The sequence below is a fragment of the Burkholderia sp. BCC0044 genome (assembly GCF_902832955.1).
In the GTDB taxonomy this organism is placed as follows: domain Bacteria; phylum Pseudomonadota; class Gammaproteobacteria; order Burkholderiales; family Burkholderiaceae; genus Burkholderia.
The window spans coordinates 924430-949368 of record NZ_CADFDO010000004.1; the positions used below are offsets into that span (position 1 = coordinate 924430).

A 24939-nucleotide genomic window follows, 5' to 3' on the forward strand; every position below is an offset into this window, starting at 1 on the left:
GTGTCGCCGCGCATCGCATCGCTTGCGGCGCACCGCGCCGCCTGGAGCGCGCATGAAGCACAAACGACTCTGGTTCGGCGCGGCCGGCATCGCGATCGTGGGTGTCGCGGTCGCGATCGGCATCATGGTGCGGCCGTCGATCGCGCCGATCGATCCGCCCGCCCCTGCTTCGTTCGATCCGCAACTGGTGCGCGCCGGCGCGCGCGTCGTCGCGCTCGGCGACTGCATCGTCTGCCACACCGCGAAGGACGGCAAGCCGTTCGCGGGCGGGCTGCCGCTCGCGACGCCGTTCGGCACGATCTACGCGACCAACATCACGCCGGACGCCGAAACGGGGATCGGCCGCTGGTCGCGCGATGCGTTCGCCCGTGCATTGCGCACCGGCATCGGACGCAATGGCCAGCCGCTTTACCCGGCGTTTCCGTACATTCATTTCACGCGAATGTCGGACGACGACATCGCCGCCGCGTATGCGTACCTGATGACGCGCGAGCCGGTCCACGCGACGGCACCCGCCAACGACCTGATATTTCCGCTGAACTTCCGGCCGCTCGTCGCATTCTGGAACGTGCTGTTCCTGCGCGAAGGCGCGTATCGACCGGACCCCGCGCAGTCCGCGCAATGGAACCGCGGCAGGATGCTCGTCGACGGGCTCGGCCACTGCGCGTCGTGCCATTCGCCGCTGAACGCGATCGGCGGCGAGCAGCGCGGCCGCGCGTTCGACGGCGGCATCGTCGACGGCTGGGAAGCGCCGCCGCTCAATGCGCTCGGCGATGCCGCGCGGCCGTGGACGCAAGCGCAGCTCGTCACCTACCTGCGCACCGGCCGCGCGAGCGAGCACGGCGCGGCGGCCGGGCCGATGCTGCCCGTCACGCGTGACCTCGCGACGGTGCCGGTGGAGGACGTCGAGGCGATCGCCGCGTACATCCTGTCGATCCAGAAGCCGGCGAACGCGCGGGCGGCCGCGGCCGCGAATGCGGTCGAACGCGCCGCGACCACGCCCGCCGCGCAGCGCGGCGCGACGCTGTTCCAGGCGTCGTGCGCGCAGTGCCACGGGCCGGCCGCGCCGATGCAGTCGATCGGCGAGCGGCCGACGCTTGCGTTCAGCACGGCGGTCAACGCCGATACGCCGCGCAACGCAATCCAGATGATGTTCAACGGGATCGGCTGGCACGGCGAGGACACGCTGAACTATATGCCGTCGTTCATCGACCAGTACGACGACGCGCAGATCGCCGATCTCGCCGCGTACGTGCGCGAGACCTACACCGATCGTCCCGCGTGGTCGGGCGTCGACGCGATGGTCGCGAAGCTCAGAAAAGAGGACACCGCACGATGATCACCCTCACCGTCAACGGCGTGCGGCACACGCTGGACATCGATCCGTCCACGCCGCTGCTGTACGCGCTGCGCAACGACCTGCACCTGCACGGCGCGAAGTTCGGCTGCGGCCTCGGCCAATGCGGCGCCTGCACCGTGATCGTCGACGGCAAGCCGACCTTCTCGTGCCTGATGCCGGTGGCCGCGGTCGGCGCGCGCAGCGTGCGCACCATCGAGAGCCTCGGCACCGCCGAGCATCCGGGCCCGCTGCAGCGCGCGTTCCTCGAGCACCAGGCCGCGCAGTGCGGCTACTGCATCGCCGGGATGATCATGCGCGCGCAGGCGCTGCTCGAACGCAATCCGAAGCCGACCGAACAGGAGCTGCGCACGCACATGGAACCGAACCTGTGCCGCTGCGGCACGCACATGCGGATTCTCGCGGCGGTGCGCTCGGTCGCGGGGCTGCCGGCCCCCGAACCCGCTTCCGCTCCCGTCACGATCAGCAAGGGGCTGTAATGGATTCCCACGACGACATCGACGAAAGCCGCCGGCACTTCATCGTCTCCGGCGCGCTGTTCGTCGCGTTCACGCTCGCGCCTGCGTCGCGCGCGGCCGCGCAGCTGGTGATCGCCGACGAAGGCGCGGCCGTGCACGTGGCGAAGGCCACGCAGGCGCTCGCGGGCAGCCTGAAGACCAATCCGCTGCTCGACGCGTGGGTCAAGATCGCGCCCGACGGCAAGGTCACCGTGTTTACCGGCAAGGTCGAGCTCGGCACCGGCGTGCGCACCGCGCTGCTGCAGGTGGCCGCCGAGGAACTCGACATGAAGCCGTCGCTGATCACGTTCCTGACCGCCGACACCGGTGCGTCGCCGGACGAAGGCTTGACCGCCGGCAGCCATACGATGGCCGACAGCGGCTCCGCGCTGCTGAACGCGACCGCGCAGGTGCGCGCGCTGCTGGTGGAAGGCGCGGCGAAACGCTTCGGCGTCGATCCGCGCGTGCTGACGACCGCCGACGCGGTGATCACGGCGCCCGACGGCCGCACGATGACCTACGGCGACGCGATCCGCACGGTCGACCTGCACCGCAACGCGACGCCCACGTCGCCGCTGAAGAACCCGGCGACGTTCGCGGTGATCGGCACGTCGCTGCCGCGCGTCGACATCCCGAACAAGGTCACGGGCGGCGTCAGCTACGTGCAGGACATGCAGCTGCCCGGCATGCTGCACGCGCGCGTCGTGATGCCGCCGGTGTACGACGCGACGCTGCTGTCGTTCGACGAAGCCGCGATCCTGAAGCTGCCCGGCGTCGTGCGGATCGTGCGCAACGGCAGCATGCTCGCGGTGGTCGCGCAGGGCGAGTGGCAGGCGGTGGTCGCGCAGCGTGCGCTCGCGGCCGGCTGCCGCTGGTCGCCGGGCCGCAAGCTGCCCGAGCGCAGCACCGTGCACGCGGACCTGAAGCGGATCTCGACGCAGCGCATCGAGATCGCGAACACGCACGCGGCCACCGCGCCGGCCGTGAAGACACTGAACGCGACGTTCCTGAAGAACTACCTGCTGCACGGGTCGATCGGGCCGTCGTGTTCGGTCGCGCATCTCGAGAACGGGATGATGACGGTGTGGACCCACTCGCAGGGCGTCTACCCGCTGCGCGACGCGCTCGCCGAGATGCTGTCGATGCCGAAGGCCAGCGTGCGCTGCATTCACACCGAAGGGTCGGGCTGTTACGGGCACAATGCGGCGGACGACGCGGCCGCGCACGCGGCGCTGATCGCCGCCGCGATGCCGGGCAAGCCGATTCGCGTGCAGTGGATGCGCGAACAGGAACACACGTGGGATCACTTCACGCCGGCGATGGTGACCGAGGTCAGCGCATCGCTCGATGCGAGCGGCCATATCGTCGACTGGAACTATGCGTTGTGGAGCAGCTCGCACAACGAGCGGATCGTCAACGCCGGCCGGCTGCTGCCCGCGCGGATGCTCGAGCCGCCGTTCGTGCCCGCGCCGTCGACGCCGATGCTGCAGCCCGAAGGCGGCGGCGACCGCAACGCGATTCCGCTGTATGCGCTGCCGAACCAGCACATCGTCAACAACTTCTCGCCGACGATGCCGCTGCAGACGTCCGCGATGCGTTCGCTCGGCGCGCACACGAACATCTGGGCGATCGAAAGCTTCATGGACGAGCTCGCGCACGCGGCCGGCGTCGATCCGGTCGAATTCCGGCTGCGCCACATGGAAGACCATCGCGCGCGGCAGGTGATCCAGCTCGCCGCGAAGCACTTCGGCTGGCCGCGGCCGCCGCGCGCGCGCAACCGCGGCGTCGGCTTCGCGTTCGGCAAGTACAAGAACCTGATGGCCTACGTCGCGATCGCGGTCGAGGTGTCGGTCGTGCCGGAAACCGGCCAGGTGACGCTCGAACACGCGGAAGTCGCCGTCGACGCGGGCCAGATCGTGTCGCCGGACGGCATCCGCAACCAGATCGAGGGCGGCATCGTGCAGGCCGCGAGCTGGACGCTGTACGAGGCGCTGAAGTACGACACGGAACGGATTCGCAGCTTCGACTGGAGCAGCTACCCGATCCTGCGCTTCTCGGCCGCGCCGCAAAGCGTGAAGGTCCATCTGGTCAATCGCCCCGGCGCGCCGTTTCTTGGGGCGGCCGAGGCGTCGATGGGGCCGACCGCCGGCGCGCTGGCCAACGCGATCTTCGACGCGACCGGCCAGCGCCTGCGCGAAATGCCGTTCGCCGGCGACGCGCTGAGAAAACGCATCGACGCCTAGCGGGTCGGTCGCACCCGCTACGCGATATTTGACGAGACCGCGCCGGCACGTATCGGCGCGGCGAACCGACAGGCTGGAGAACTTCCGACGATGGATACCTTGCTTTCGATGCGCGTATTCACGCGTATCGTCGAAACCGGCAGCTTCACGCGTGCGTCCGACACGACCGGCCTCACCACGCCGCGCGTGTCCGCGCTGCTGAGCGCACTCGAGCAGCATCTCGGCTGCCGGCTGCTGAACCGCACCACGCGCCGCATCTCGCTGACCGAGGACGGTCAGGCCTACTACGAACGTTCCGTCGCGGTGCTGCGCGAGATCGACGACATGGAGGCGTCGGTCTCGCAGGCCCGCAACGTGCCGCGCGGCCGGCTGAAGGTGAACCTGCCGCCCGCGATGGCGAAGCAGGTCGTGGTGCCCGCGCTGCCGGCGTTTCTCGACGCCCATCCGGACATCATGCTCGAACTCGGCGTGACCGACCGGCAGATCGACCTCGTCGGCGAAGGCGTCGACTGCGTGGTGCGCATCGGCGCGCTCGACGATTCGGGGATGATCGCGAAGCGGATCGGCAGCCTGACCACCTGTACGTGCGGCTCGCCTGCCTATTTCGCGCGGTGCGGCGAGCCGCAGACGGTCGACGATCTCGCGCAGCACGTCGCGGTCAGCCACATCTCGGCCGACACCGGACGGCCGCGCCCGTGGGATTACGTGGTCGACGGCGAGCCGCGCATCGTGCAGATGTGCGGCACGGTGGCCGTCAACGACGCGGACAACTACATCGAGTGCGGCGTCGCTGGCATCGGCCTGATCAAGACCTCGCTGTACCTCGTCGAGCCTTACCTGAAATCGGGCCGGCTGCGCGAGGTGCTGACCGATTTCAACGCGCCGGCCCGGCCGATCTCGGTGCTGTATCCGCCCAATCGCCACATCCCGGTCAAGCTGAAGGTGTTCGTCGACTGGCTCGCGGGCCTGTTCGAGCAGATTCCGACGCTGCAGGGCAAACGCGGCTGAACCGATGCGGCGCGGCACCTTTGCGTGCCGCGCAACGCTCGATTGCGCGGCGTCCCGATTCCGGCTTGAGCGATTGATCACTAGTATCGACGGCAATGCGGTGCACCGTATCGCGGCCAGGCGACCTTCATGCCGGCGCGACGCTCCGGTGCCCGGCCTTCCCATTTCCAGGAGTCGACCATGTCAACGGATTCAACACCGCTCGCGCCGCCCGCGCACGGCGTCAAACTCACGCAGGGGCTGATCCTGCTGTTCGCCTTCAGCTGCGGCGCGATCGTCGCGAACCTGTACTACGCGCAGCCGATCACCGAGCTCATCGCGCCGGGCCTGCACATGTCCGGCAACACCGCGAGCCTGATCGTGTCGCTGACGCAGATCGGCTACGCGCTCGGCCTGTTCTTCATCGTGCCGCTCGGCGACCTGCTCGAAAACCGCAAGCTGATGATCGTGACGGCCGTCGTGTCGATCGCGAGCCTTGCTGCGGCGGCGTTCGTGCGCACGCCGGGGCTCTTTCTCGCGATTTCGCTGCTGATCGGCTTCAGCTCGGTGGCCGTGCAGATCCTCGTGCCGCTCGCCGCGCACCTCGCACCCGACCATTCGCGCGGCCGCGTCGTCGGCACGATCATGAGCGGGCTGCTGCTCGGCATCCTGCTCGCGCGGCCGCTGTCGAGCGTGGTGGCCGACGCGTTCGGCTGGCGCTTCGTGTTCGCGGCCGCGGCCGTGCTGATGACGCTCGTCACGGCCGTGCTCGCGCTGACGATTCCGTCGCGCCAGCCCGATCACCGCGCGACCTATTTCGAGCTGATCGGCTCGCTGCTGCACCTCGTTCGCACGATGCCGGTGCTGCGCCACCGCGCGTTCTACCAGGGGCTGATGTTCGCGTCGTTCAGCCTGTTCTGGACCGCCGTGCCCGTCGAACTGACGCGTCACTACGGGTTGTCGCAATCGGCGATCGGCCTGTTCGCACTGGTCGGCGCGATCGGCGCGACGTCGGCGCCGGTTGCCGGGCGCCTCGCGGATGCCGGCCATACGGTGCGCGCGACGCTGATCGCGCTCGTCGCCGGCGCGCTCGCGTATGCGGTCGGGTTCGTGCACGGCGCCGGCCTGTACGGGCTCGTCGTTACCGGCATCGTGCTCGACTTCGCGGTGCAGATGAACATGGTGCTCGGCCAGCGCGAGATCTACGCGCTGCATGCGGCGAGCCGCAACCGGCTGAACGCGCTGTACATGACGAGCATCTTCGTCGGCGGCGCCATCGGCTCCGCGCTCGCGAGCCCGCTGTACGAACACGGCGGCTGGCCGCTCGTCGCCGCGGCGGCCGGCGCGTTCCCGATCGTCGCGCTCGGCCACTACCTGCTCGTCGGGCGGCCGCACGCGCAACGTCACGCCGCGGGTTGAACCGCCCCCACACGTCGAGTCGATCCGTTCGCGGGGCGCGAAGCCGCCCCGCTCCCCGTCGAACCACAGGAGTCCATCATGTCTTCCCTGCTCAGTGCCTACGATCTGCGCGGCCTCGCGCTGCCGAACCGCGTCGTGATGGGGCCGATGACCCGCTCGCGCGCGCCGTCGCGCGGCCTGCCCACCGAACTGATGGCCGAGTACTACGCGCAGCGCGCGTCGGCCGGCCTGATCGTGACCGAGGCCACCAACGTCAGCCCGGCGTCCGCCGCATTCGAACTGACGCCGGGGCTCGTCGACGATGCGCAGGCCGCCGCGTGGAAGATCGTCACCGATGCCGTCCACGCGAACGGCGGACGCATCTTCGCGCAGCTGTGGCACGGCGGCCGCGTCAGCTCGCTGACGCTGCTCGGCGGCGCCGCGCCGCTGTCGCCGTCCGGCGTGAACGACGACCTCGAACAGTTGCAGGTGTGGGCGCAGTTGCAGAACGGCTACTACACGAAAATTCATGCGACGCCGTCGCGCGCGATGACGACCGATGAAGTCGTCGCGGCCGTCGACGAATTCCGGCAGGCAGCCGCGCGCGCGATGGCCGCGGGCTTCGACGGCGTCGAGATCCATGCGGCCAACGGCTACCTGCCGCACCAGTTCCTGTCGTCGACGCTGAACCGCCGCGACGATCGCTACGGCGGATCGGTCGCGAACCGCGCGCGCTTTCTCGAGGACATCGTCGACGCGGTCGGCGGCGTGATGCCGCTGAATCGCGTCGGCGTGCGCATCTCGCCATACGCGAAATACAACAACGTGCGCGACGCCGATCCGGACGCGACGCTCGCGTACGTCGGCCGGATGCTCGACGCAGCGGGCATCGCGTATCTGCACGCGGCCGACACCAACGGCTGGAGCGGCGAGCCCGATCTGCCGCGCATCGTCGAGCACGCGCGCCGGTCGTTCCACGGCACGCTGATCGTCAACGGCGGCATTTCACCGGAAGCCGCGAACGCGCTGATCGACGCGGGCGATGCCGATCTCGTCGCGTTCGCACGGGCGTATATCGCGAACCCGGATCTCGTCGAGCGCATCGCGGCCCGCGCACCGCTCGCGGAACCGAAGGCCGCCGGCTGGTACGGCGGCGACCGCGCCGGCTACGTCGACTATGCGCGGCACGACGCGGCGCAATCGCCCGCCTGATTCGCACATGCGGCGTGCCGGGCGCGGTGGCGCGACGCCTCCGGCCGTGCGTCCGGCCGGCGCACACCGGAGCGCCACCGTCACGTGTCGTTCCACCGCGCGCCCAGCACGCGCCCGCAGAAATTCGGCCGATGGAAATCCGGATCCGCGCGTTCGAGCACGTCCGCGCTCCACGTGCCGAAGGTCGACTGCGGCCGATGCGCGACGCCGCGCGCGACCATGTCCAGATACGCTTCGCGAAAACCGCTGCCGCGCGGGTAAGCCGCGAGCAGCGCAGTGCGCTCGTCGGCGCTATAGGCATCCAAGTCGGTCGCCATCAGGTCGGTCGACACCGCGCACGCCAGTGCGCGAGCAAGCGGCGACGCGCGGACGGCCACCCCCGGCGTCGTATGCAGCGCGATCGCGTGCCACACGTCGTCGCGCATGCGCCGCGAACGGCGATGCCGCAGCAGCAGTGCGTGCGCGGCATCCGCGCCGTCGAGTTCGTAACGTTCGGTCGAACGGCAGTACGCGGGGCTCAGCCCCATGTTCGCGTACATCGCGGCGACGTACAGCGCGTCGGCGTCGCACGCGTCGCCGGCACGCCGCGCGGCGAGCGACGCGAGCACGAACACGCGCGCCGCATGATCGGCGAGCGCGGCGGGCAACGACGCGCGGGCCGCATCGGCTGCCTCGGCCGCAATGGGCGTGCGCGGAATGCGAACGCCGGCCACTTCGTCGCCGGTGGCCGATGCGCGCGGGTGCGCAGCATTCATCCTGTCTCCTTCATGCCCCGTGCACGGGGCGGAAAATCGTTCAATGCATGGCGGTGTGCGTCGCGCACCGGCACCGCACCGCTCAAAAGGCGACGCAGCAGCGGCCGAACGCCTCGCAGCGCTCGGCGGCCGCAGTGGCCGTCGGATAGCGCGGCCGCGCGAAGCGGCGCCCGTGACCGCGCGCGCGGCACGCATCGATGCCGGGGGCCGCGCACGCGTCGCCCGCCGCCGATGCATGCGCGGAGTCGCGCGCATCGGTGCCCGGGCCGCCGACGCCCGACGCATCGTCGACGCCTGCGGCGACCGGCGACCATGCGGGGCTGACCGGCGACGGCGGCGGCGCAAGCGGCGAGAATTCCTGTTCCGCGTGCACGACCTTGCCGTCGACGACCGTCAGCACCGACGACAACGCCGGGATACGCCGCGCGTCGACCGTGAAGTAGTCGTCGCTCAGTACCGCGAAGTCGGCATACCGGCCGGGCACCAGCGCGCCCTTGCGATGCTCGTCCGCGGAGAACCATGCGCTGCCGACGGTATAGCGGCGCAGCGCCTCCATCCGGCCGAGCCGGTTGCGCGCCGGATACAGCGCGGTGCCGCCCACGCTGCGCCCCGACACCATCCAGTACAGCGCGACGAACGGGTTGTAGCTCGCCGCGGCCGTCGCGCCGGAACCCGCGCCGACCGGCAGGCCGGCCGCGAGCATCGCGCGGATCGGCGGCGCGCGCATGGCCGCCGCCGCACCATGGCGCGCGATGAACGCTTCGCCCTGGAACGCCATGCGCGGCTGCACGGTGATGCCGCCGCCCAGCGCCGCGACACGTGCGATATTGGCATCCGAAATCGTCTCGCAGCGATCGAAGCACCAGCGCAGCCCGTCGAACGGCGTGTCGCGATCCACCGCTTCGAACACGTCGAGGAAGCGGCCGATCGATTCGTCGTAGGTCGCATGCAGCCGGAACGGCCAGCGGTGGCGCACGAGCAGCCGGACGATGGCCGCCAATTCCGCATCGATCGACGCGGGCAGGTCGACGCGCGGTTCGAGAAAATTGCCGAGATCGACCGCCGAGAACAGCAGCCGCTCGCCCGCGCCGCTCGCGCGCAGGAACGCGTCGCCGCGGCCGGGCGCGGTCAGCGCGATCCATTTCGCGAAGTCGTCGAGCTCGCGGCCGGCGTGCCGCGCGCCCAACGCGTAGGCGATGCGCGTCGTCAATTCGCCGCGCCGCGCGAGCGTCGCGACCGCCGCATAGTCGTCCGGATACGCGAGGCCGTCGCCACCGGCGTCGATCGCGCTCGTCACGCCGACACGGTTCAGCGCGCGCATGAACTGCCGCGTCGAGTTGACCCGGTCGGCCGCATCGAGCCCGGGCGCGCGGGCGAGCGCCGCGACCAGCACCGCCGGGTCCGGACGCGCGAGCAGCAGCCCGGTCGGCCGCCCATGGCGGTCGCGCCGCAGCTCGCCGCCGGGCGGATCGGGCGTGTCGCGCCCGTAGCCGAGCGCGCGCAGCGCGGCCGCATTCAGCCACGCGCTGTCGGCCAGATGCTGGATGAACACCGGCGTGTCGGGCGCGATCGCGTTGAGCTCGGCCGCCGTCGGGCCGCGCTTTTCCGCGAACTGCAGCGCGGTCCAGCCGCCCGCCACGCGCGCCCATTGCGGCGCGGGCGTGCGGCGTACCTGCCGGCCCAGCAGGTCGAGCGCGTCGGCGAGCGACGGCACGCCGTCCCAGCGCACCTCGAGATTGAAGTTCATGCCGCCGCGGATCGCCTGCAGGTGCGCGTCGATCAGGCCCGGAATCACGGTACGGCCGTTCAGGTCGATACGGGTCGTGTGGTCGTGCGCATGGCGCAGCACGTCGCGATCGTCGCCGGTCGCGACGATGGTTCCGTCCTTCACGGCGAGCGCGCGGACGAACGAGCGCTGCTCGTCCTGGGTCGCGATCTTGCCGTTGAACACGACGAGGTCCGCCGAACGCGCGGGTTCCGTCGCTCTAAGCACCGTCGGGCCTCCCGTGCGCGCCGGCGCGCGACGCCGCGCGGCCCGTGCTGCGTGTGCTGCCCGTGCTACGTGTGGCCGCCCACTGGAACGCGGGCGCACCGCACGCGTCGGCACGCCTGCTGCGATCGCGCGGCCGCACTGCCGTACCCGATTCGCGCATCGCTATGCCGCCTGCTGCGCCGCGTCGGCGGCATCGCGTCGCGCACGCGTCAGGCTCGGCGCGAGCGGCGCGTCCGGACGGACGAAGTTCTGCACGCGCAGCAAACGGCGCACGTCGTGGGCGCGCGAATGCGGATCGAAGTGCCGCGCGACCCCGGCGACCAGCGCCGACGCTTGCGCGGTGTGCCCGCGCTCGATCAGGTGATCGGCGAGATCGAGCGAGCCGCGCAGCGCCCACATCGCGGCGCCCTGCGCGTTCGCGGTCTGGATCGCCATCTGCAGATGACGATGCCCGTCGGCCTCGTACGCGACGGCGAGATCCGCGCCGACGGTGCGCGCCTGCTCGAGCATCGCGACGCCTCTCACGCGCAGCAGTTCGGGGACGAACAGATGCTCGCCGTGCGCGCGGCAGCGCGCAAGCGTCGCATCGAGCCGGGTGCGCGCTTCCTCCACGCGGCCGGTCCGCACGAGGCCCTCCGCGTACGCGACGGTCAGCGGCGCGAGCACGCGCCGGAAGCCGCTCGCCTCGACGCGCCGCAGCGCGGGCTCGAGCCGCGCGAGGCCCGCGCCGGGATGGCCGGCCTGGATGTCGAACTGGCCGGTCAGGCATTCCGCGTGACTGCGCCAGATGTCGAAACCGTGCGCGTCGGCGGTCGCGCGCAGCGTCGCGAGATAGTCGGAGGTGATGTCGTGATCGCCGTAGCGCAGCGCGATCGGCACGGCGGCCGCGCCGAGCACGATGCACAGCGTGAGCGGCGACGGGCCGCGGCGCGCATATTCGACCGCCTGTGCGGCGACGCGCATCGCGTGCTCGGGCTCGCCTTGCATCCACAGCAGACGGATCAGCATCGTGCGGCCCAGCGTCGCCATGTCGACGCCCAGCGCGGCCTGCGCGCACGGCGATTCGCCCGCATCGGCGAGCTCGGCCGTCGCCGCCTCCAGCCGCTCGCGCGCCTGCGCGTGCTCGCCGAAGTAATGCAGCGACGTCGCGACCATCGTGTTCGCCAGCAACCGCTGCGAGCGGTCGCCGCGCCGCTCGGCCGCCCGCTCGAAGCGCGTCGCGTAGCGCAGCGATTCGTGAATGTCCGACAGCGTCAGCATCGTGTTCCACAGCCCGACCAGCGCGCGCGCGTCGAACGCATCGTCGCCGATGTGCGCGGCGAGACCGAGCGTGCGGTCCCACATCGCGGCGGCGGCCAGCGCGTCGCCGTCGGTATGCAGCAGCGCCGATGCGCACGCCGCCCGCAATCGCATCTCGCGCGCGGCGTCGACCGGGTCGGCCGCGTCCGTGTCGAGTTCGTCGAGCACCTGGCGCGCGCGCGCCGTGCACGCGCGCATCCGCGACGGCTCCAGCAGCGCGCGCGCCAGCCGGTCGGGCTCGGGCACGCCTGCGGTCTCGGCGGTCTCGGCGGTCTCGGCGGTCTCGGCGGTCTCGGCGGTCTCGGCGGTCTCGGCGGTGTCCGCCCGTTCGTCCGTCGGTTCATCCACGGCCGACGCGGGCGGATCGGCAGGCAGCACGTCGGCGAGCGTCACCACGGGCGCCGCGAGACGCACGGGCGAACGCTCGCGCTCGTACGCCGCATGGCGCGCGACGATGCGCTCGAACTCGCCTTCGTTGTGCAGTTTTTCCAGCGCGTACGCGCGCGTCGATTCGGTCAGCCGGTAGCGCGCATACGCGCCATGGAACTCGACCGTCACCAGCGATTTCGCGACCAGCTCGCCGAGCACCGCGATCATGTCCGCGGCCGACGTGCCGGGCTCGGTGGCGACCGCGTACGCGGCGTCGAACGAAAACGGCCCGATGAAACAGCCCATCCGGCGAAACAGCGCGCGCGCGGCCCGGTCGAGCAGCACGTAGCTCCAGTCGAACGTCGCGCGCAGCGTCTGGTGACGCGGCAGCGCCGAGCGCAGCCCGCCCGTCAGCAGGTTCAGCCGGTCGTCCAGACGCGACGCGACGACCGCGAGCCCGAGCGTCGCCACGCGCGCCGCGGCCAGTTCGATCGCGAGCGGCAGCCCGTCGAGACGCCGGCAGATGTCGCCGATCAGCCGCACGCCGGCTTCGTCGACCGCGCAATCCGGCGCGGCCGCGCGCACGCGTTCCAGGAACAGCGCGACAGCCGAACAACGGACGATTTCCGCGGCGGACGCGTTGCCGTCCGGCACCGCGAGCGGGCTCATGCGCAGCACCGCTTCGGCCGAGATATGCAGCGGCTCGCGGCTCGTCACGAGCACGCGCAGCGAGCCGGCGCTCGACGTCAGCGTTTCGACGAGGCTCGCCACCAGATCGACGATGTGCTCCGCGTTGTCGAGCACCAGCAGGCAGCGCGACGTCGCGAACGCGTCGCCGATGCGCTCGATCGCGGGCACACCCTGCATATCGACGAGGCCAAGCTCGGTGGCTATGGCGATCAGCATGTCGTCGCGCGTCGACGCGCGCGCCAGCTCCACGAACAGCACGCGCTCGCGCGAGCGGCTGCGCACGCCGTGCGCGACGCGCACCGCCAGACTCGTCTTGCCGATGCCGCCCGCGCCGACCAGCGTGACGACCGGCATGCGTTCGAGCATGTCGACGATCTGCGCGATTTCGGCGTCGCGCCCGACGAGCGGCGCGAGCAGCGACGCCGCGGGCGCATCGGGCGGTGCGTCGACGGCAGGCGGTGCAACGACGGCCGGCGCTTCGACCACGGGCACGAGGTCCGGGCCGGGCGACGCGCTCGCCACCAGCAGGTAGCCGCGCCCGGGCACCGTCTTGATCAGATCGCGGCTCGCGCCGAGCGCCTTGCGCAGCGTCGCCACATGCACCTGAAGCCGGTTTTCCTCGACGATCAGGCCCGGCCAGACCGCGTCCATGATGTCGTCTTTCGACACGACCGAACCGCTCGCGCGGTGCAGGACCTCGAGAATGTCGAGCGCGCGCGCGCCGATGCGCAGCGACGCGCCGTGGCGGCGAATGTCGCGCTGCTCGAAATCCACCGACAAAGTTCCGATCTGGATCATGGCCGCCTCCGGGTCCCTCGGGATGGCTGCCGGATGAACGCGGCAGTTCACCCGGCAGGAAGTCCGCGTCCGGCGCACCGTTGCACCGGACGGAAAATGTCGAATTCGGACCGAGTGTAGACGGGCACGCCGTGAAAATCTTGAAGGAAAATGCGCTGCGCGCACATTCCGGGCGGGCGCGGCCGGCACGATCACTTGCGTGTAAAAGTGGGGCGCTATACTCTGCCGGACCGCTCGCGCAGGCGTTGCGCCGGGCTGCGCACTCGCCGCGCATCCGCATTGAAAGCAATTTGTCAGGATGGCGAGCGCACGTTTATGCAAATTCATTTTGAACGTTCGCGTGCGCATCTAAACTGGACTCGTCATTTCACGCTCCGAGTCCCTCGCTGGGGAATTCCATGTCAGACACCGTCATCACCGCGCCGGCGACAGCGCCTCCGCGGCGGCCGAAAGACACGCTCGGCTGCGTGTCGAGCCTGCTGGCGAAGGATGTCGAGACGACGTCCGGCGGCCTGAGGCTCCACCGCAAATGCATGCGCGAAGCGCACGTCGAACGCATCGAGATGCCGCCGTGCGACCGCGGCTTCCTGGTCGGCGTGTCGCTGAGCGCCGGCCACCGCCGCACGCTCTATGGGCGCGCCGGCGCGAGCGAACGCCGGTTCCAGCATCACTCGATCTACATTCGCGACTTCTCGCGCCAGTTCCACGCGGATCTGTACGGCAACTTCGACTTCGTGCTGGTCGAGCTGCCGCATGCGTATCTCGAACGCGTCGGCCCAGAACACGGCGGCCAACCGATCGACGGCCTCACGTGCCGCCCCGACGTGCGCGACCCGGTGCTCGGGCATCTCGCGCACGCGGTGGCCGACAGCCTCGACGCAGGCGGCCCGCTCAACGCGCTGTTCATCGAACAGGTCGGGCTCGCGATGGGCACGCATCTGGTGCGCCGCTACGGCAACGCGCGCACGACCGAGCTCGAGCGCAAGGGCGTGCTGTCTCCCGCGAAGGTGGCGCGCGCGCAGGAGCTGTTGATGGAAAAGGCGGACCTCGGCGTATCGATCGAGGAAGTGGCGAACGAATGCGACCTGTCGCGCGGCTATTTCATCCGCGCGTTCTCGCGCACCACCGGCCGCACGCCGCACCAGTGGCTGCTCGAACAGCGCGTGACACGCGCGCGCGAGCTGATCGAGACGTCCGACATGACGCTCGCCGACATCGCGATCGCGTGCGGCTTCTCCGACCAGAGCCATCTGAACCGCGTATTCGCGCGGATCGTCGGCCATCCGCCCGGCGCGTGGCGGCGCGCACGGTCGCGCTGAACGGCGGCACGGACCCACGCCGGGCCGCATGCCGGATCGCATGCCAGATCGTCACCGCACCGGCGTCGCGTCGTAGTTGACCGGCACCCAGTCGTATTGCGCACCGTCCCGGCGCAGGTGGCCGAGCCCGGGAAACGCGATATGCGCGGCGCCGACGAGATAGCGCCGATCGGCGACGCGCTTCAGCGTGTCCCGCCGCGTGCGGCGGGCGGTGCCGGCATCGCTGTCGTACTGGACCGTCGCGTTCACGTCGCGCAACTGGATCGCCGCCACGTGCACGATGTCGCCCCATGCGAGCAGGCCCGCGTTGCCGCTCTCGATCAGATAGGCCGTATGGCCCGGCGTATGGCCGGGCATCGGCACCGCGCGAATGCCGGGCGCGAGCGTCGCGTCGCCGCGAAACGTCTTGAAGCGGCCGGCCGCGACATACGGTGCGACCGCGGCGGCGGCCGCATCGAAAAACGATGCGAGGAACGCAGGCGCTTGCGCCTTGTTCGCGGGATCGAGCCAGTAAGCGGCTTCCACTTCATTCACCCGCACGATCGCATTCGGAAACGTCATCGCGCCGTTCGACACAATGCCGCCGACATGGTCCTTGTGCAGGTGCGTGAGCAGCACTTCGTCGATCTGCGCGGGCGCGTAGCCGGCCGCGCGCAGGTCGTCGAGCAGCTTGCCGCAGCAGTCACCGTACAGCGTGCCGGCGCCCGCATCCACGAGGATCCGCTTCGATCCGGTATCGACCAGGAACGCGTTGATCGACCCCTGCACGGGCGGCTCCAAGAACGCGCGATCGAGGTCGCGCCGGATCTCGTCCTTCGAGATGTCGCGAAACACCGTGTCGACCGGAAACGGATGGGTGCCGTCGGACAGCGCGATCACCGTGAAGTCGCCGATCTTCTGCCGATAGAAGCCGGGAGGCTGCTGGCCCGCCGCGGCGGGGGCCGGTGCGGTGGAGGGCGCTTCGGGTTGCGCATTGGCGTGGGCATCGGGCTGCACGCCGGCCTGCGCAAACGCCGCAGGCGCCGACAGGCCCGCGCACCCGGCCACGATCAGCAAACGGGCTGCATGCGCAACGCACGCGTGCCGGAACAGGGTCTTCATGCGATCTCCGTGACGAACCGTGCGCGCGCCCGGTCACGAACGGACCGACCCGTGCAACACGCAATGTCGCGCAGCTTATCGGGCGTCGTGGCGAAAATCCTGCGCAGCGCCTGAATTGTCCTGAAGACGCGGCACGCGCGCGCAACCGCCGCACCGGCCGGCGCTAGAATGCGAACCGCAGCAACGCGACGTTGCGACCCGCACAAGGGCCTGTTCACGCTAATAGCGGGCTTGCGAACGTGCCTTTCCGCGCGCAGTGCAAGAAGCAAGGAGCGCCGTTTGGCCGTGCCAAACAAGCGACGCACGACGCCGCCATGTAGGCGGAAAGGCACGTTCCCCTGTTTGGAGAAAATCGTTCGTGGGGCTGGCCCCCAGAAGGGCCGATCGCCGCGTCGTGCTCCTCGCGAATACGTCGAGTATTCGCTTCGTCGCAATCCTTGCGCTCGGCCCTTCTGGGGGCCAGCGCAAGCCCGTTATTAGCGTGAACAGGCCCTAGCAACCCCATGGACAAATTCTCCGCGCTGCGCGCCTTCGTCGAAGTCGCGGAAGCCGGCGGTTTCTCGAGCGCGGGACGCCGGCTCGATCTCGCCGCGTCGTCGGTCGTGCGCGCGGTGGACGCGCTCGAGGCGTCGCTCGGCACCGTGCTGCTGAACCGCACGACGCGCCAGGTCACGCTGTCGGATGCGGGCGCCGTCTACTATGCGCGAGCGAAACGCGTGCTCGGCGAACTCGCCGATGCCGACGCGCTGGTGGCCGACCGCGGCGACGCGCCGTCCGGCCCGCTGCGCGTGTCGGTCCCGGTCGCCTACGGGCTGCGCCGGATCGCGCCGCACGTCGCCGCGTTCGTCGCGCGCCATCCGAAGCTCGACCTCGACCTGCAACTGACCGACGAACGCGTCGATCTCGTGTCCGCGCGGATCGACGTCGCGATCCGGCTCGGCGACGCAGCCCCGACCGCGGACGTCGTCGCGCGGCCGCTCGGCACGTTCCGGCGCTACGTGGTCGCGAGCCGCGCGTACCTCGACGCGCACGGCACGCCCGCGACCCCGGGCGAACTGGTCGATCACGCGTGCCTGCGCTTTCACTTCGGCGTCGACCAGCAGACGTGGACGTTCGCCGGCGCGCAACGCACGACGCAGGTCGTCGTCACCGGCCGGCTGAAATCGAATCACAGCGAGGTGCTGCGCGAGGCCGCGCTCGACGGCGCCGGCATCGCGCTGCTGCCCGACTGGCTCGTCGACGCGGACCTCGAAGCGGGCCGCCTGCAGCGGCTGTTCGACCCGTACGACGTGACGCCGGGCTCGGCGCGCGCGGTAATCACCGCGCTGTACCTGCCGAACCAGCGCGGCTCGAAGCGCGTGACCGCGTTCATCGATTTCGTCGAATCGCTCGCCCGCGCGCGGCCCTGAAACGGGCGACGCGGGCGATGCCATGCGTCACCAGCCGAACTTCGCTTCCATTCCGACGTAATCGGCGTTGCGCGCGCCGAGCGCACGAATCGACGAGCCGAGCTGGAAGTGCACGGCCTCGAGCGCGAGCGCGACGTTCGCGTTCACGAGCCAGTCGACGCGCGCCTGCGCATACATCCCCGTCCACGCGCCGCCCTTGCCTGCCGTGCCCGGCACCGCCGACATCCCCTGCCCGTAGATCGCGTCGGCCGTCGTCTGCCGCCACTGGAAGCCGACGGCGGTGAGCACCGTCACCGAGCTGGCCGGCTTGAAGGTCAGCGACGGCTTCACGTGGATCAGGTTGCTGTACCCGGTATAGCCGGCGAGCGTGAAGTAATAGCCGTTCGGAAACATCGGGTTGAACGTGCCGACGCGCCCGTCGCCCGGATGCGCGTCGCCCGATGCGCCGTCGACCTGGATGCCGATGCGCGGCGTGCCGGCCGTCTTCGCGAACGTGTAGCCGCCCAGCGCGCCGAACGCCCACGCGCCGATCGTGTCCTGCCCGACGTGGCCGGTCTGCAGCATCGCCTCGACGTCCCAGTCGAACCCGTCGGCCTTGCCCGCGTAGCGCATGTCGAACACATCGCGCCGCTCGGTGCCGGACGCATCCGGATAGCGTGCGTTGTCGCGCGTATAGCGCGACCAGTACGCGGACAGATCGCCGGGCCCCGTGCCGGTGCGCTCGACGCGCACGCCGTCGAATCGCAGATGCCGGTTCGACACGTCGTCGAACACGGCCGCATTGCGATACTGCACCGGGCGCGTCACATAGCCGATCAAGCGCCATTTGCCGATTTCGTAATCGGTCCACAGTCCGTCGTACGCCTGCCGCACGTTCGGGCCGTCGCGCACCGACACGAAGCGCTGCAAGTCGAACGCCATTTCCTGCCTGCCGATCCGCGTCTTGAACGTGCCCGGCCCCAGTTGATCGACGTACGCGACGAATGCCTGCTCGATATCGAGCTGATCCTTGTCGACCGGGCCGACCGTGTCCTTGCCGAACGGCCGCGCATCGACGAACTGCACGAATGCCTGGAAGTGCCCGCGATAGCGCAGGTCCGCATGCACGTTCGCGCGCTGGATCACGTAGTTGTCGTCGCGCGCGGCGCCGAGGCCGAACAGCGGCGCGTTGTTCAGTTCGAAGCGCTCGCGCAGGTTCGCGCCGAGCGACAGGTAGGTCGACGGATCGTCGCCGAGCCGTATGTATTTCAGCGCGTCGAACGGCTTGCGCGGCACGCACGGATTCGCGAGCGCCGACCAGTCTTCCTGCCAGCGGTTGAACGACACCGTCGGGCGTTTCGCGGTGCACGCCGCCGTGGCGGCGACAGCCGGCGACGCGGCCGCGCCGGTCGCCGCCACATTGGCCTCGGCATCGGCGCCGACGGCGGACCCCGCGTGCGACGCGGCACCGCTCGCCAGCACGGCGCACGACAGCGCGCCGCGCCACGATCGCTTCATCGGCCGGCGCACCGTCATTTCGACCGCGCGTGGATTTCGGCGACGTAGCCGCCCGGGAACTGCACGAGCGCCGCGTCCCGGCCGTCCGACTTGAACGGCGGCACGAGCACCGTCACGCCCGCGGCTTCGGCCTGCTTCAGCGTCGCGGCGAGATCGGCGACTTCGTAGCCGGTCATTTCGCGCCCGAACGGGTAAGGCAGGTGGCCGTCGGTCGCGAGCACGGTCATCTTGCCGAAGCCCGACTCGATGCGAATGCGGCGGTACGTGTCGTTCGGCCGGCCGATCTCGATGCCCGGCGCATGGCGCACGTCGGACACGATCTTGCCGTGCGAGAACGCGGCGAAGTTGCGTGCGAGCTTGCCCGCGCTTTCCGGCGACACGTACACGCGGTTCTCCGGCACCGTCTGCAGCGCGTCGTAGTTCGGCGCCTGCGTGTGCCAGTACAGCTGCATGTTCACGCCGCCCGGCCAGCGGACGATCGCGTCGCGGCCGATCGGGTCGGGGAACGTCGTCACGACGATGTCCGCGCCATGCGCACGCGCCGACTTCACCGCGACGTCCATGTCGGTGACGAGATAGCCGGTACGTTCCTCGCAGAACGGATACGGGATCGGCGTCTTGAAGCCGAACACCGAGATCGTGCCAACCGGCGTCAGCACGAGTTGCGACATCGTCTGGCTCGGCGTCGGCGTGACCTGGAACACGCCCTGCTTCGACTTCTTGCCGCCGAACGTCGCGACGAAGCTGTCGGTGAAGCGGTCGAAGTCTTCGGGGGCGACGCACACGTGGGTCGTGTCGTACTGCGGGCCGACCGCAATCGCGGGGGAGCGCGCCGCGGCGGCCGGCGACGCGATGTCGTCGAGGTGGGTTTCGTCGGCGAATGCCGGCGTGCCGGCCAGCAGCGCGGCGAGCATGGCCGACGACGCGGCGGTCATGCGCAGCAGGTTGCGCAGTTTCAGTGAACTCATTAGTTTTCTCCTTGATGGTGACGCGCGCGGCCCGGCGCCGCGCGCGGATTCGGATTCAGCGGAATGCCGGCCGCTCATCCGGGCGGCCCGGACGACACGCGAGAAACACGCGCGCCGCGAGCGGCGGCGTGCGCCGCAACCGGACGCGCGCGGCCTCCCGCACGGTCGCAGACGGAGCAGACTCGCCGTTTCAGCACGGTCGTCGCAACATCGCCGGATGGCGGGACCGCTACGAGCGGGGTCTCGTCTATCGTCGAGCACGGTGACGAGGACGAGCCCATCGATCAGTCCCGGATGGTCGAAAAATGCGTTGAGGGCCATGAAACGCGCCATGCGTGTCATGGCCCAGAACTCGGCAGCCCCCACGGCTGCGACACCCGCGTGCGGACCCATGCCGCGGAGTCGCAAGGGGTATGCATCGCCGTATCAGATCGCCCAGCACGAACAGCCGAACGCGCCCCAGAAGCCCTTCGCATCCGACGTCGGCAACACGCTTCCCCATGCGCCCGCGTGCGCATGCTGGTGAACGTTGCATTCGTTCGCGCAGGCACACATCGCAGCGGCCGCCGCGCGCTGCAACGGCGCGCCATTGCGCTGCGTCGCGCCCCAGCCGCCATAGCCGCCGAACTCGCGCACCGGCGACCAGTCCGGCATGGCCGGCGGGATCGGCGCGTCGTGCGACGCGAACGGCCCCGCGCCCCATACGATCTTCCCGTCGACCACCGTCAGCAACGCGGTCGTGCCGGCGATATCGTCCTCCGCGCATGCGAAGAAATCGCGATCCGGAACGACCAGGTCGGCAAGCTGCCCGACCGCGATCCGCCCTTTCTTGCCTTCCTCGTTCGAGAACCACGTCACGTACTCGGTCCACATCCGCAGCGCGGTTTCGCGATCGAGCAGGTTGCGCTGCGGATACAGGCGCAAACCGCCGACCGTCTTGCCGGCCACGAGCCACGCGAGCGACACCCACGGGTTGTACGATGCGACACGCGTCGCGTCGGTGCCGGCCGACACCTTGAGCCCCTTGGCGAGCATCTTCGCGACAGGCGGCGTCGCCTCCGCGGCTTGCGCGCCGTAGCGCTCGACGAAGTATTCGCCCTGGTACGCCATCCGGTGCTGCACCGCGATGCCGCCGCCGAGCGCGGCGATCCGGTCCATCGATTTCTCGGTGATCGTTTCCGCGTGATCGAAGAACCAGTTCAGCCCGTCGAGCGGGATGTCCTCGTTGACCTTCTCGAACACGTCGAGCGCGCGGCTGATCGTTTCGTCGTAGGTCGCATGCATGCGCCACGGCCAGCGGTTTTCCGCGAGCACGCGCACGACGCCTTCGAGATCGTCCTCCATCTGCGCGGGCAGGTCCGGCCGCACGACGCGGAAATCCTCGAAATCGGCCGCGGAAAACACCAGCATCTCGCCGGCGCCGTTGTTGCGGAAGTAGTCGGTGCCATCGTGGTACTTGACGCTCTTCGTCCAGTTCACGAAGTCTTCCTTCTCCGCGTTCGGCTTCTGCGTGAACAGGTTGTACGCGATCCGGATCGTCATCTCGCCCGCGTCGTGCAGCTTGCGGATCACTTCATAATCGTCGGGATAATTCTGCGAACCGCCGCCCGCGTCGATCACGCCCGTCACGCCGAGCCGGTTCAGCTCGCGCATGAAGTGACGCGTCGAGTTGTACTGATACTCGAACGGCAGCTTCGGGCCCTTCGCGAGCGTCGCGTAGAGGATCGTCGCGTTCGGGTTCGCGAGCAGCAGCCCGGTCGGGTTGCCTGCCGCGTCGCGCAGGATCGTGCCGCCCGGCGGCTCCGGCGTGTCCTTCGTATAGCCGACGACGCGCAGCGCCGCCGCGTTCAGCAGCGCGCGATCGTACAGGTGCAGGATGAACACGGGCGTGTCCGGCGCGACTGCGTTGAGTTCGGCGATCGTCGGCAGCCGCTTCTCCACGAACTGATGTTCGGTGAAGCCGCCGACCACGCGCACCCACTGCGGCGCGGGCGTGATCGCGACCTGCTGCTTGAGCATCTCCATCGCGAGCGCGAGCGACGGCACGCCGTCCCAGCGCAGTTCCATGTTGTAGTTCAGTCCGCCACGAATCACGTGGCAGTGGTTGTCGATCAGACCCGGCAGCACGCCGCGGCCGCCGAGATCGACCACCTTCGTCGCGCGGCCCGCGAGCGGCATCACGTCCGCTTCGCTGCCGACGGCGACGAAGCGCCCGGCGGCAATCGCGACGGCCGTCGCGACGGGGTTCGCGCGGTCGAGCGTCGTGAATCGCCCGTTGTGCAGGATCAGATCCGGTTGGGTCACGGTTGCGGTCATATGCATCACCTCTTGTTGATCAGAAGCCAAAGAGTTGTTTGACGGTGGGTAACGCTTGCACGCCGATCAGCATGCCGAGCAACCCGACCAGCGCAATCAACGGCGGTGCGGGAGAGCGAACCTTGATGGCGCTGTAAATCACACCGATCAGCACGCCCGCACCAAGGGAAACCAGATACGGTTCCATGCAATAAATCTCCCGGACAATTTCAAATGCAGGCGCCGTGTTCCGACCGGCATGCCGCGGGCGGCATTCGTGTTTCGGTCACGTCCGCCGCCCGCGGCAATGGCGCCCATGCGGCGCGTTCGCATCGAACCCGCCGCACCGGCATCGGCCGTTGCAGGCCGTCTTCGCTTACTTCGCCGGAACGGGCGCAATCGACTCGTGCGGCGTCGCGGTGCGCTGCGGCGCCTTGTGGAGCATCGTGTACGCGTAGTCCACGCCCATCCCGTATGCGCCCGAATGCTCCTTCGCGATCGCCATCACCGCGTCGTACGTCTCGCGGCGCGCCCAGTCGCGCTGCCATTCGAGCAGGACCTGCTGCCACGTGACCGGCACCACGCCGGCCTGCACCATGCGCTGCATCGCGATATCGTGCGCGGCCTGCGTCGTGCCGCCCGATGCGTCGGAGACCATGTAGATCTCGTAGTCGCCTTCGAGCATCGCGCACAGCGCGAACGTCGTGTTGCAGACTTCGGTCCACAGGCCCGACACGACCACCTTCTTGCGGCCGTTTGCGGCCAGCGCGTCGCGCACCTTCTGGTCGTCCCACGAGTTCATCGACGTGCGTTCGAGCGTCTTCTGGTTCGGGAACACGTCGAGCAGTTCGGGATAGGTGTGGCCCGAGAAGCTCTCGCTTTCGACCGTCGTGATCGTGGTGGGGATGTTGAAGACCTTCGCGGCCTTCGCGAGCCCGACGACGTTGTTCTTCAGCGTCTGCCGATCGATCGACTGCACGCCGAACGCCATCTGCGGCTGCTGGTCGATGAAGATCAGCTGGCTGTTGTGCGGGGTAAGTACTTCAAGCTTCGGATTGCTCATGATGGTGATGTCCTTTGACGCGGAGAAAAATGACGCTCGCCTGGCCGACGAATCCGCGAAGCGTCCAATGCGCGGTGTCGGAAGCGTCGGCAGCCGGCCTGCGTCATTCAATACGCGAATGGCCGACCGCACCAGTTAATTGTTCTGATTCTCACCACGCTCTGAATTCAGACTGAAAAGATCTGAATTTCATTGAATGGACTCACGACGAATGCGCAGACCTGATAGGCTGGCCCAAGACTTTCGGATCGACGCCAGCCCGGTATTCATCCGTATTTTTAACGGCCGTCATTCCATTCCAAACCTATGAAACCGTACATTGCTTCGCTTCTCGCCGGCGTCCTCGCCGGCGTCGTTTACGCGCTGATCGGCGTGCAATCGCCGGCGCCGCCCGCCGTCGCCTTGGCCGGCCTGCTCGGCATTCTGGCCGGCGAGCAGATTCTTCCCGTGGTACGACGGATGGTCGACGGCATCCGGCTGGGAACCGCGTGGCGCGACGCGAAGTGCAGTCAGCACATGTTCGGCGCACTGCCCGGCGCACACGCCGACGCTTCCGTGAAGCGCCGCGAATCGACGCCGACGTGACAGGCAGATGTCGAGCGAATGCGGCGGCGGCCCGTTGTGAACAGGATTGGATTCAGCGTCGCTCGACGGTCCGACACCGCCTGATGTCCTTGCCGCAGCGAAACTCGCCATGAAGCTGTCTTTCGAAGCACTCGAGGCCCTGGACGCGATCGACCGCACCGGTACGTTTGCCGACGCGGCAGAGTTGGTGCACCGCGTGCCGTCCGCACTGACCTACGTCGTACAGAAGCTCGAGAGCGACCTCGGCGTCGCGTTGTTCGATCGCAGCGGGCGTCGCGCGAAGCTCACGCGCGCGGGCCGCGTCGTCGTCGAGGAAGGCCGCCGCCTCCTTCATGCTGCCGAACAACTCGAACGGAAGGCGCAGCGCGCGCAGCAAGGTTGGGAAACCGAGCTCCGCATTTGCATCGCCGAGATACTGCCCTTCGACTTGATGTGGCCATACGTCCATGCGTTCTACGATCTTGAAATGGACACGCGGCTGCGCTTCTCCACCGAAGTGCTTAGCGGCACCTGGGATGCGCTGATTTCGCGGCGGGCGGATCTGATCGTCGGCGCGGCGGGCGAGCCGCCCGAACTGCCGGACATCGTCGCGCAGCCAATCGGCACGCTCCGGCACGTGTTCGCGGTCGCCCCTACCCATCCGCTCGCCGCGCTGCCCGAACCGCTGTCGATGGCGTCGATCGTCGAGTATCGCGGCGCGGTGATCTCCGACACGTCCCGCGAACTCCAGCCGCAGTCGGTCGCGCTCGATGCTGGCCAACCGTATCTCGCGGTGCCGATGCTCGCCGCGAAACTGGCCGCGCAATGCGAAGGACTCGCGGTGGGTACGCTCCCGGACTGCATCGCGGCGCCCGCGATCGCACAAGGCAGGCTTGTCGCGCGGGAAGTCACCGGCATGCGCGACACGACCCATTGCTATATCGCGTGGCGTGCCGACGAAGCCGGGCGCGCGCTACGCTGGTGGGTCGAACAGCTCGGTCACCACGACCTCGTCGACCGGTTCACCGCGCGCGCGTGACGCTGCGCTTTCTGCGAACGGTCGAGCGGTCTCGCGCTTACCGACCTGCATCAAGCGGTTCTCGAAATCCGCGTTGAAGGAAGGAA

The 24939-nt window shown here is 69.3% G+C and carries 19 protein-coding genes; 10 read left to right on the plus strand and 9 right to left on the minus strand.

Annotation, left to right across the window (positions count from 1 at the left end; translation table 11 throughout):
• The first annotated feature begins 52 nt into the window (after positions 1-52).
• From HWX14_RS26940 to HWX14_RS26965, 6 genes are all read left to right on the plus strand, one after another.
• Positions 53-1339, plus strand: a complete 1287-nt coding sequence (locus HWX14_RS26940; RefSeq protein ID WP_175885365.1) for a cytochrome c — start codon at positions 53-55, stop codon at positions 1337-1339.
• Positions 1336-1836 carry a (2Fe-2S)-binding protein gene (locus HWX14_RS26945; protein WP_175885366.1) on the plus strand — a complete coding sequence of 167 codons (501 nt, stop codon included), beginning with the start codon at positions 1336-1338 and terminating at the stop codon, positions 1834-1836. The genes HWX14_RS26940 and HWX14_RS26945 overlap by 4 nt, the downstream gene beginning before the upstream one ends.
• A complete protein-coding gene (locus tag HWX14_RS26950; protein WP_175885367.1) occupies positions 1836-4097 on the plus strand; it encodes a molybdopterin cofactor-binding domain-containing protein in 2262 nt (753 codons plus the stop codon). The genes HWX14_RS26945 and HWX14_RS26950 overlap by 1 nt, the downstream gene beginning before the upstream one ends.
• A 90-nt stretch (positions 4098-4187) precedes the next feature.
• Positions 4188-5105, plus strand: a complete 918-nt coding sequence (locus HWX14_RS26955; RefSeq protein ID WP_006481367.1) for a LysR family transcriptional regulator — start codon at positions 4188-4190, stop codon at positions 5103-5105.
• Between the two features lie 180 nt (positions 5106-5285).
• Positions 5286-6503 carry an MFS transporter gene (locus tag HWX14_RS26960; protein ID WP_175885368.1) on the plus strand — a complete coding sequence of 406 codons (1218 nt, stop codon included), beginning with the start codon at positions 5286-5288 and terminating at the stop codon, positions 6501-6503.
• Positions 6504-6581: 78 nt separating this feature from the next.
• Positions 6582-7694: an alkene reductase gene (locus tag HWX14_RS26965; RefSeq protein ID WP_175885369.1), complete on the plus strand. Its 1113-nt coding sequence runs from the start codon at positions 6582-6584 to the stop codon at positions 7692-7694.
• 80 nt (positions 7695-7774) lie between these two features.
• On the opposite strand, the gene HWX14_RS26970 is transcribed toward HWX14_RS26965, so the two are convergent.
• The 3 genes from HWX14_RS26970 to HWX14_RS26980 all read right to left on the minus strand — a co-directional run bounded on the left by HWX14_RS26970 (position 7775) and on the right by HWX14_RS26980 (position 13598).
• The gene (locus HWX14_RS26970; protein ID WP_175885370.1) at positions 7775-8449 is read right to left on the minus strand and encodes a phosphohydrolase; all 675 of its coding nucleotides are present in this window, start codon (positions 8447-8449) and stop codon (positions 7775-7777) included.
• Between the two features lie 82 nt (positions 8450-8531).
• Positions 8532-10442: an amidohydrolase gene (locus HWX14_RS26975; protein WP_175885371.1), complete on the minus strand. Its 1911-nt coding sequence runs from the start codon at positions 10440-10442 to the stop codon at positions 8532-8534.
• Between the two features lie 162 nt (positions 10443-10604).
• Positions 10605-13598 (minus strand): winged helix-turn-helix domain-containing protein, encoded by a 2994-nt coding sequence (locus HWX14_RS26980; protein WP_175885372.1) that lies wholly within the window; start codon positions 13596-13598, stop codon positions 10605-10607.
• Positions 13599-13996: 398 nt separating this feature from the next.
• On the opposite strand from HWX14_RS26980, the gene HWX14_RS26985 reads away from it, so the two are divergent.
• On the plus strand, positions 13997-14917 hold the full coding sequence (locus tag HWX14_RS26985) for an AraC family transcriptional regulator (RefSeq protein ID WP_175885373.1): 921 nt from the start codon (positions 13997-13999) through the stop codon (positions 14915-14917).
• 51 nt (positions 14918-14968) lie between these two features.
• Here HWX14_RS26985 and HWX14_RS26990 read toward each other — a convergent pair whose 3' ends face one another.
• A complete protein-coding gene (locus tag HWX14_RS26990) occupies positions 14969-16018 on the minus strand; it encodes an MBL fold metallo-hydrolase (protein ID WP_175885374.1) in 1050 nt (349 codons plus the stop codon).
• Positions 16019-16521: 503 nt separating this feature from the next.
• Between HWX14_RS26990 and HWX14_RS26995 the strand changes: the two genes are divergently transcribed.
• A complete protein-coding gene (locus HWX14_RS26995; RefSeq protein WP_175885375.1) occupies positions 16522-17427 on the plus strand; it encodes a LysR family transcriptional regulator in 906 nt (301 codons plus the stop codon).
• 27 nt (positions 17428-17454) lie between these two features.
• Here HWX14_RS26995 and HWX14_RS27000 read toward each other — a convergent pair whose 3' ends face one another.
• The 5 genes from HWX14_RS27000 to HWX14_RS27020 all read right to left on the minus strand — a co-directional run bounded on the left by HWX14_RS27000 (position 17455) and on the right by HWX14_RS27020 (position 23250).
• On the minus strand, positions 17455-18924 hold the full coding sequence (locus HWX14_RS27000; protein ID WP_175885376.1) for an alginate export family protein: 1470 nt from the start codon (positions 18922-18924) through the stop codon (positions 17455-17457).
• Positions 18925-18938: 14 nt separating this feature from the next.
• Positions 18939-19892, minus strand: coding sequence for a glyoxalase (locus HWX14_RS27005; protein ID WP_175885377.1), 954 nt, complete (start codon positions 19890-19892; stop codon positions 18939-18941).
• Between the two features lie 426 nt (positions 19893-20318).
• Positions 20319-22208, minus strand: coding sequence for an amidohydrolase (locus tag HWX14_RS27010; RefSeq protein WP_175885378.1), 1890 nt, complete (start codon positions 22206-22208; stop codon positions 20319-20321).
• Between the two features lie 19 nt (positions 22209-22227).
• Positions 22228-22395 carry a DUF1427 family protein gene (locus tag HWX14_RS27015; protein ID WP_034185508.1) on the minus strand — a complete coding sequence of 56 codons (168 nt, stop codon included), beginning with the start codon at positions 22393-22395 and terminating at the stop codon, positions 22228-22230.
• Between the two features lie 168 nt (positions 22396-22563).
• Entirely contained in the window at positions 22564-23250 is a 687-nt protein-coding gene (locus tag HWX14_RS27020; RefSeq protein WP_011545683.1) for a hydrolase, read from the minus strand.
• A gap of 306 nt (positions 23251-23556) precedes the next feature.
• Between HWX14_RS27020 and HWX14_RS27025 the strand changes: the two genes are divergently transcribed.
• Positions 23557-23835 (plus strand): XapX domain-containing protein, encoded by a 279-nt coding sequence (locus HWX14_RS27025; RefSeq protein ID WP_175885379.1) that lies wholly within the window; start codon positions 23557-23559, stop codon positions 23833-23835.
• A gap of 109 nt (positions 23836-23944) precedes the next feature.
• Positions 23945-24853: a LysR family transcriptional regulator gene (locus HWX14_RS27030; protein ID WP_175885380.1), complete on the plus strand. Its 909-nt coding sequence runs from the start codon at positions 23945-23947 to the stop codon at positions 24851-24853.
• The last annotated feature ends 86 nt before the right edge of the window (positions 24854-24939 follow it).

What these genes read in the sequence shown, in the direction of transcription:
- HWX14_RS26940 (WP_175885365.1), top strand. Translation starts at nt 53, where the DNA reads ATGAAGCACAAACGACTCTGGTTCGGCGCGGCCGGCATCGCGATCGTG.
- HWX14_RS26945 (WP_175885366.1), top strand. Translation starts at nt 1,336, where the DNA reads ATGATCACCCTCACCGTCAACGGCGTGCGGCACACGCTGGACATCGAT.
- HWX14_RS26950 (WP_175885367.1), top strand. Translation starts at nt 1,836, where the DNA reads ATGGATTCCCACGACGACATCGACGAAAGCCGCCGGCACTTCATCGTC.
- HWX14_RS26955 (WP_006481367.1), top strand. Translation starts at nt 4,188, where the DNA reads ATGGATACCTTGCTTTCGATGCGCGTATTCACGCGTATCGTCGAAACC.
- HWX14_RS26960 (WP_175885368.1), top strand. Translation starts at nt 5,286, where the DNA reads ATGTCAACGGATTCAACACCGCTCGCGCCGCCCGCGCACGGCGTCAAA.
- HWX14_RS26965 (WP_175885369.1), top strand. Translation starts at nt 6,582, where the DNA reads ATGTCTTCCCTGCTCAGTGCCTACGATCTGCGCGGCCTCGCGCTGCCG.
- HWX14_RS26970 (WP_175885370.1), bottom strand. Translation starts at nt 8,449, where the DNA reads ATGAATGCTGCGCACCCGCGCGCATCGGCCACCGGCGACGAAGTGGCC.
- HWX14_RS26980 (WP_175885372.1), bottom strand. Translation starts at nt 13,598, where the DNA reads ATGATCCAGATCGGAACTTTGTCGGTGGATTTCGAGCAGCGCGACATT.
- HWX14_RS26985 (WP_175885373.1), top strand. Translation starts at nt 13,997, where the DNA reads ATGTCAGACACCGTCATCACCGCGCCGGCGACAGCGCCTCCGCGGCGG.
- HWX14_RS26990 (WP_175885374.1), bottom strand. Translation starts at nt 16,018, where the DNA reads ATGAAGACCCTGTTCCGGCACGCGTGCGTTGCGCATGCAGCCCGTTTG.
- HWX14_RS26995 (WP_175885375.1), top strand. Translation starts at nt 16,522, where the DNA reads ATGGACAAATTCTCCGCGCTGCGCGCCTTCGTCGAAGTCGCGGAAGCC.
- HWX14_RS27000 (WP_175885376.1), bottom strand. Translation starts at nt 18,924, where the DNA reads ATGAAGCGATCGTGGCGCGGCGCGCTGTCGTGCGCCGTGCTGGCGAGC.
- HWX14_RS27005 (WP_175885377.1), bottom strand. Translation starts at nt 19,892, where the DNA reads ATGAGTTCACTGAAACTGCGCAACCTGCTGCGCATGACCGCCGCGTCG.
- HWX14_RS27010 (WP_175885378.1), bottom strand. Translation starts at nt 22,208, where the DNA reads ATGACCGCAACCGTGACCCAACCGGATCTGATCCTGCACAACGGGCGA.
- HWX14_RS27015 (WP_034185508.1), bottom strand. Translation starts at nt 22,395, where the DNA reads ATGGAACCGTATCTGGTTTCCCTTGGTGCGGGCGTGCTGATCGGTGTG.
- HWX14_RS27020 (WP_011545683.1), bottom strand. Translation starts at nt 23,250, where the DNA reads ATGAGCAATCCGAAGCTTGAAGTACTTACCCCGCACAACAGCCAGCTG.
- HWX14_RS27025 (WP_175885379.1), top strand. Translation starts at nt 23,557, where the DNA reads ATGAAACCGTACATTGCTTCGCTTCTCGCCGGCGTCCTCGCCGGCGTC.
- HWX14_RS27030 (WP_175885380.1), top strand. Translation starts at nt 23,945, where the DNA reads ATGAAGCTGTCTTTCGAAGCACTCGAGGCCCTGGACGCGATCGACCGC.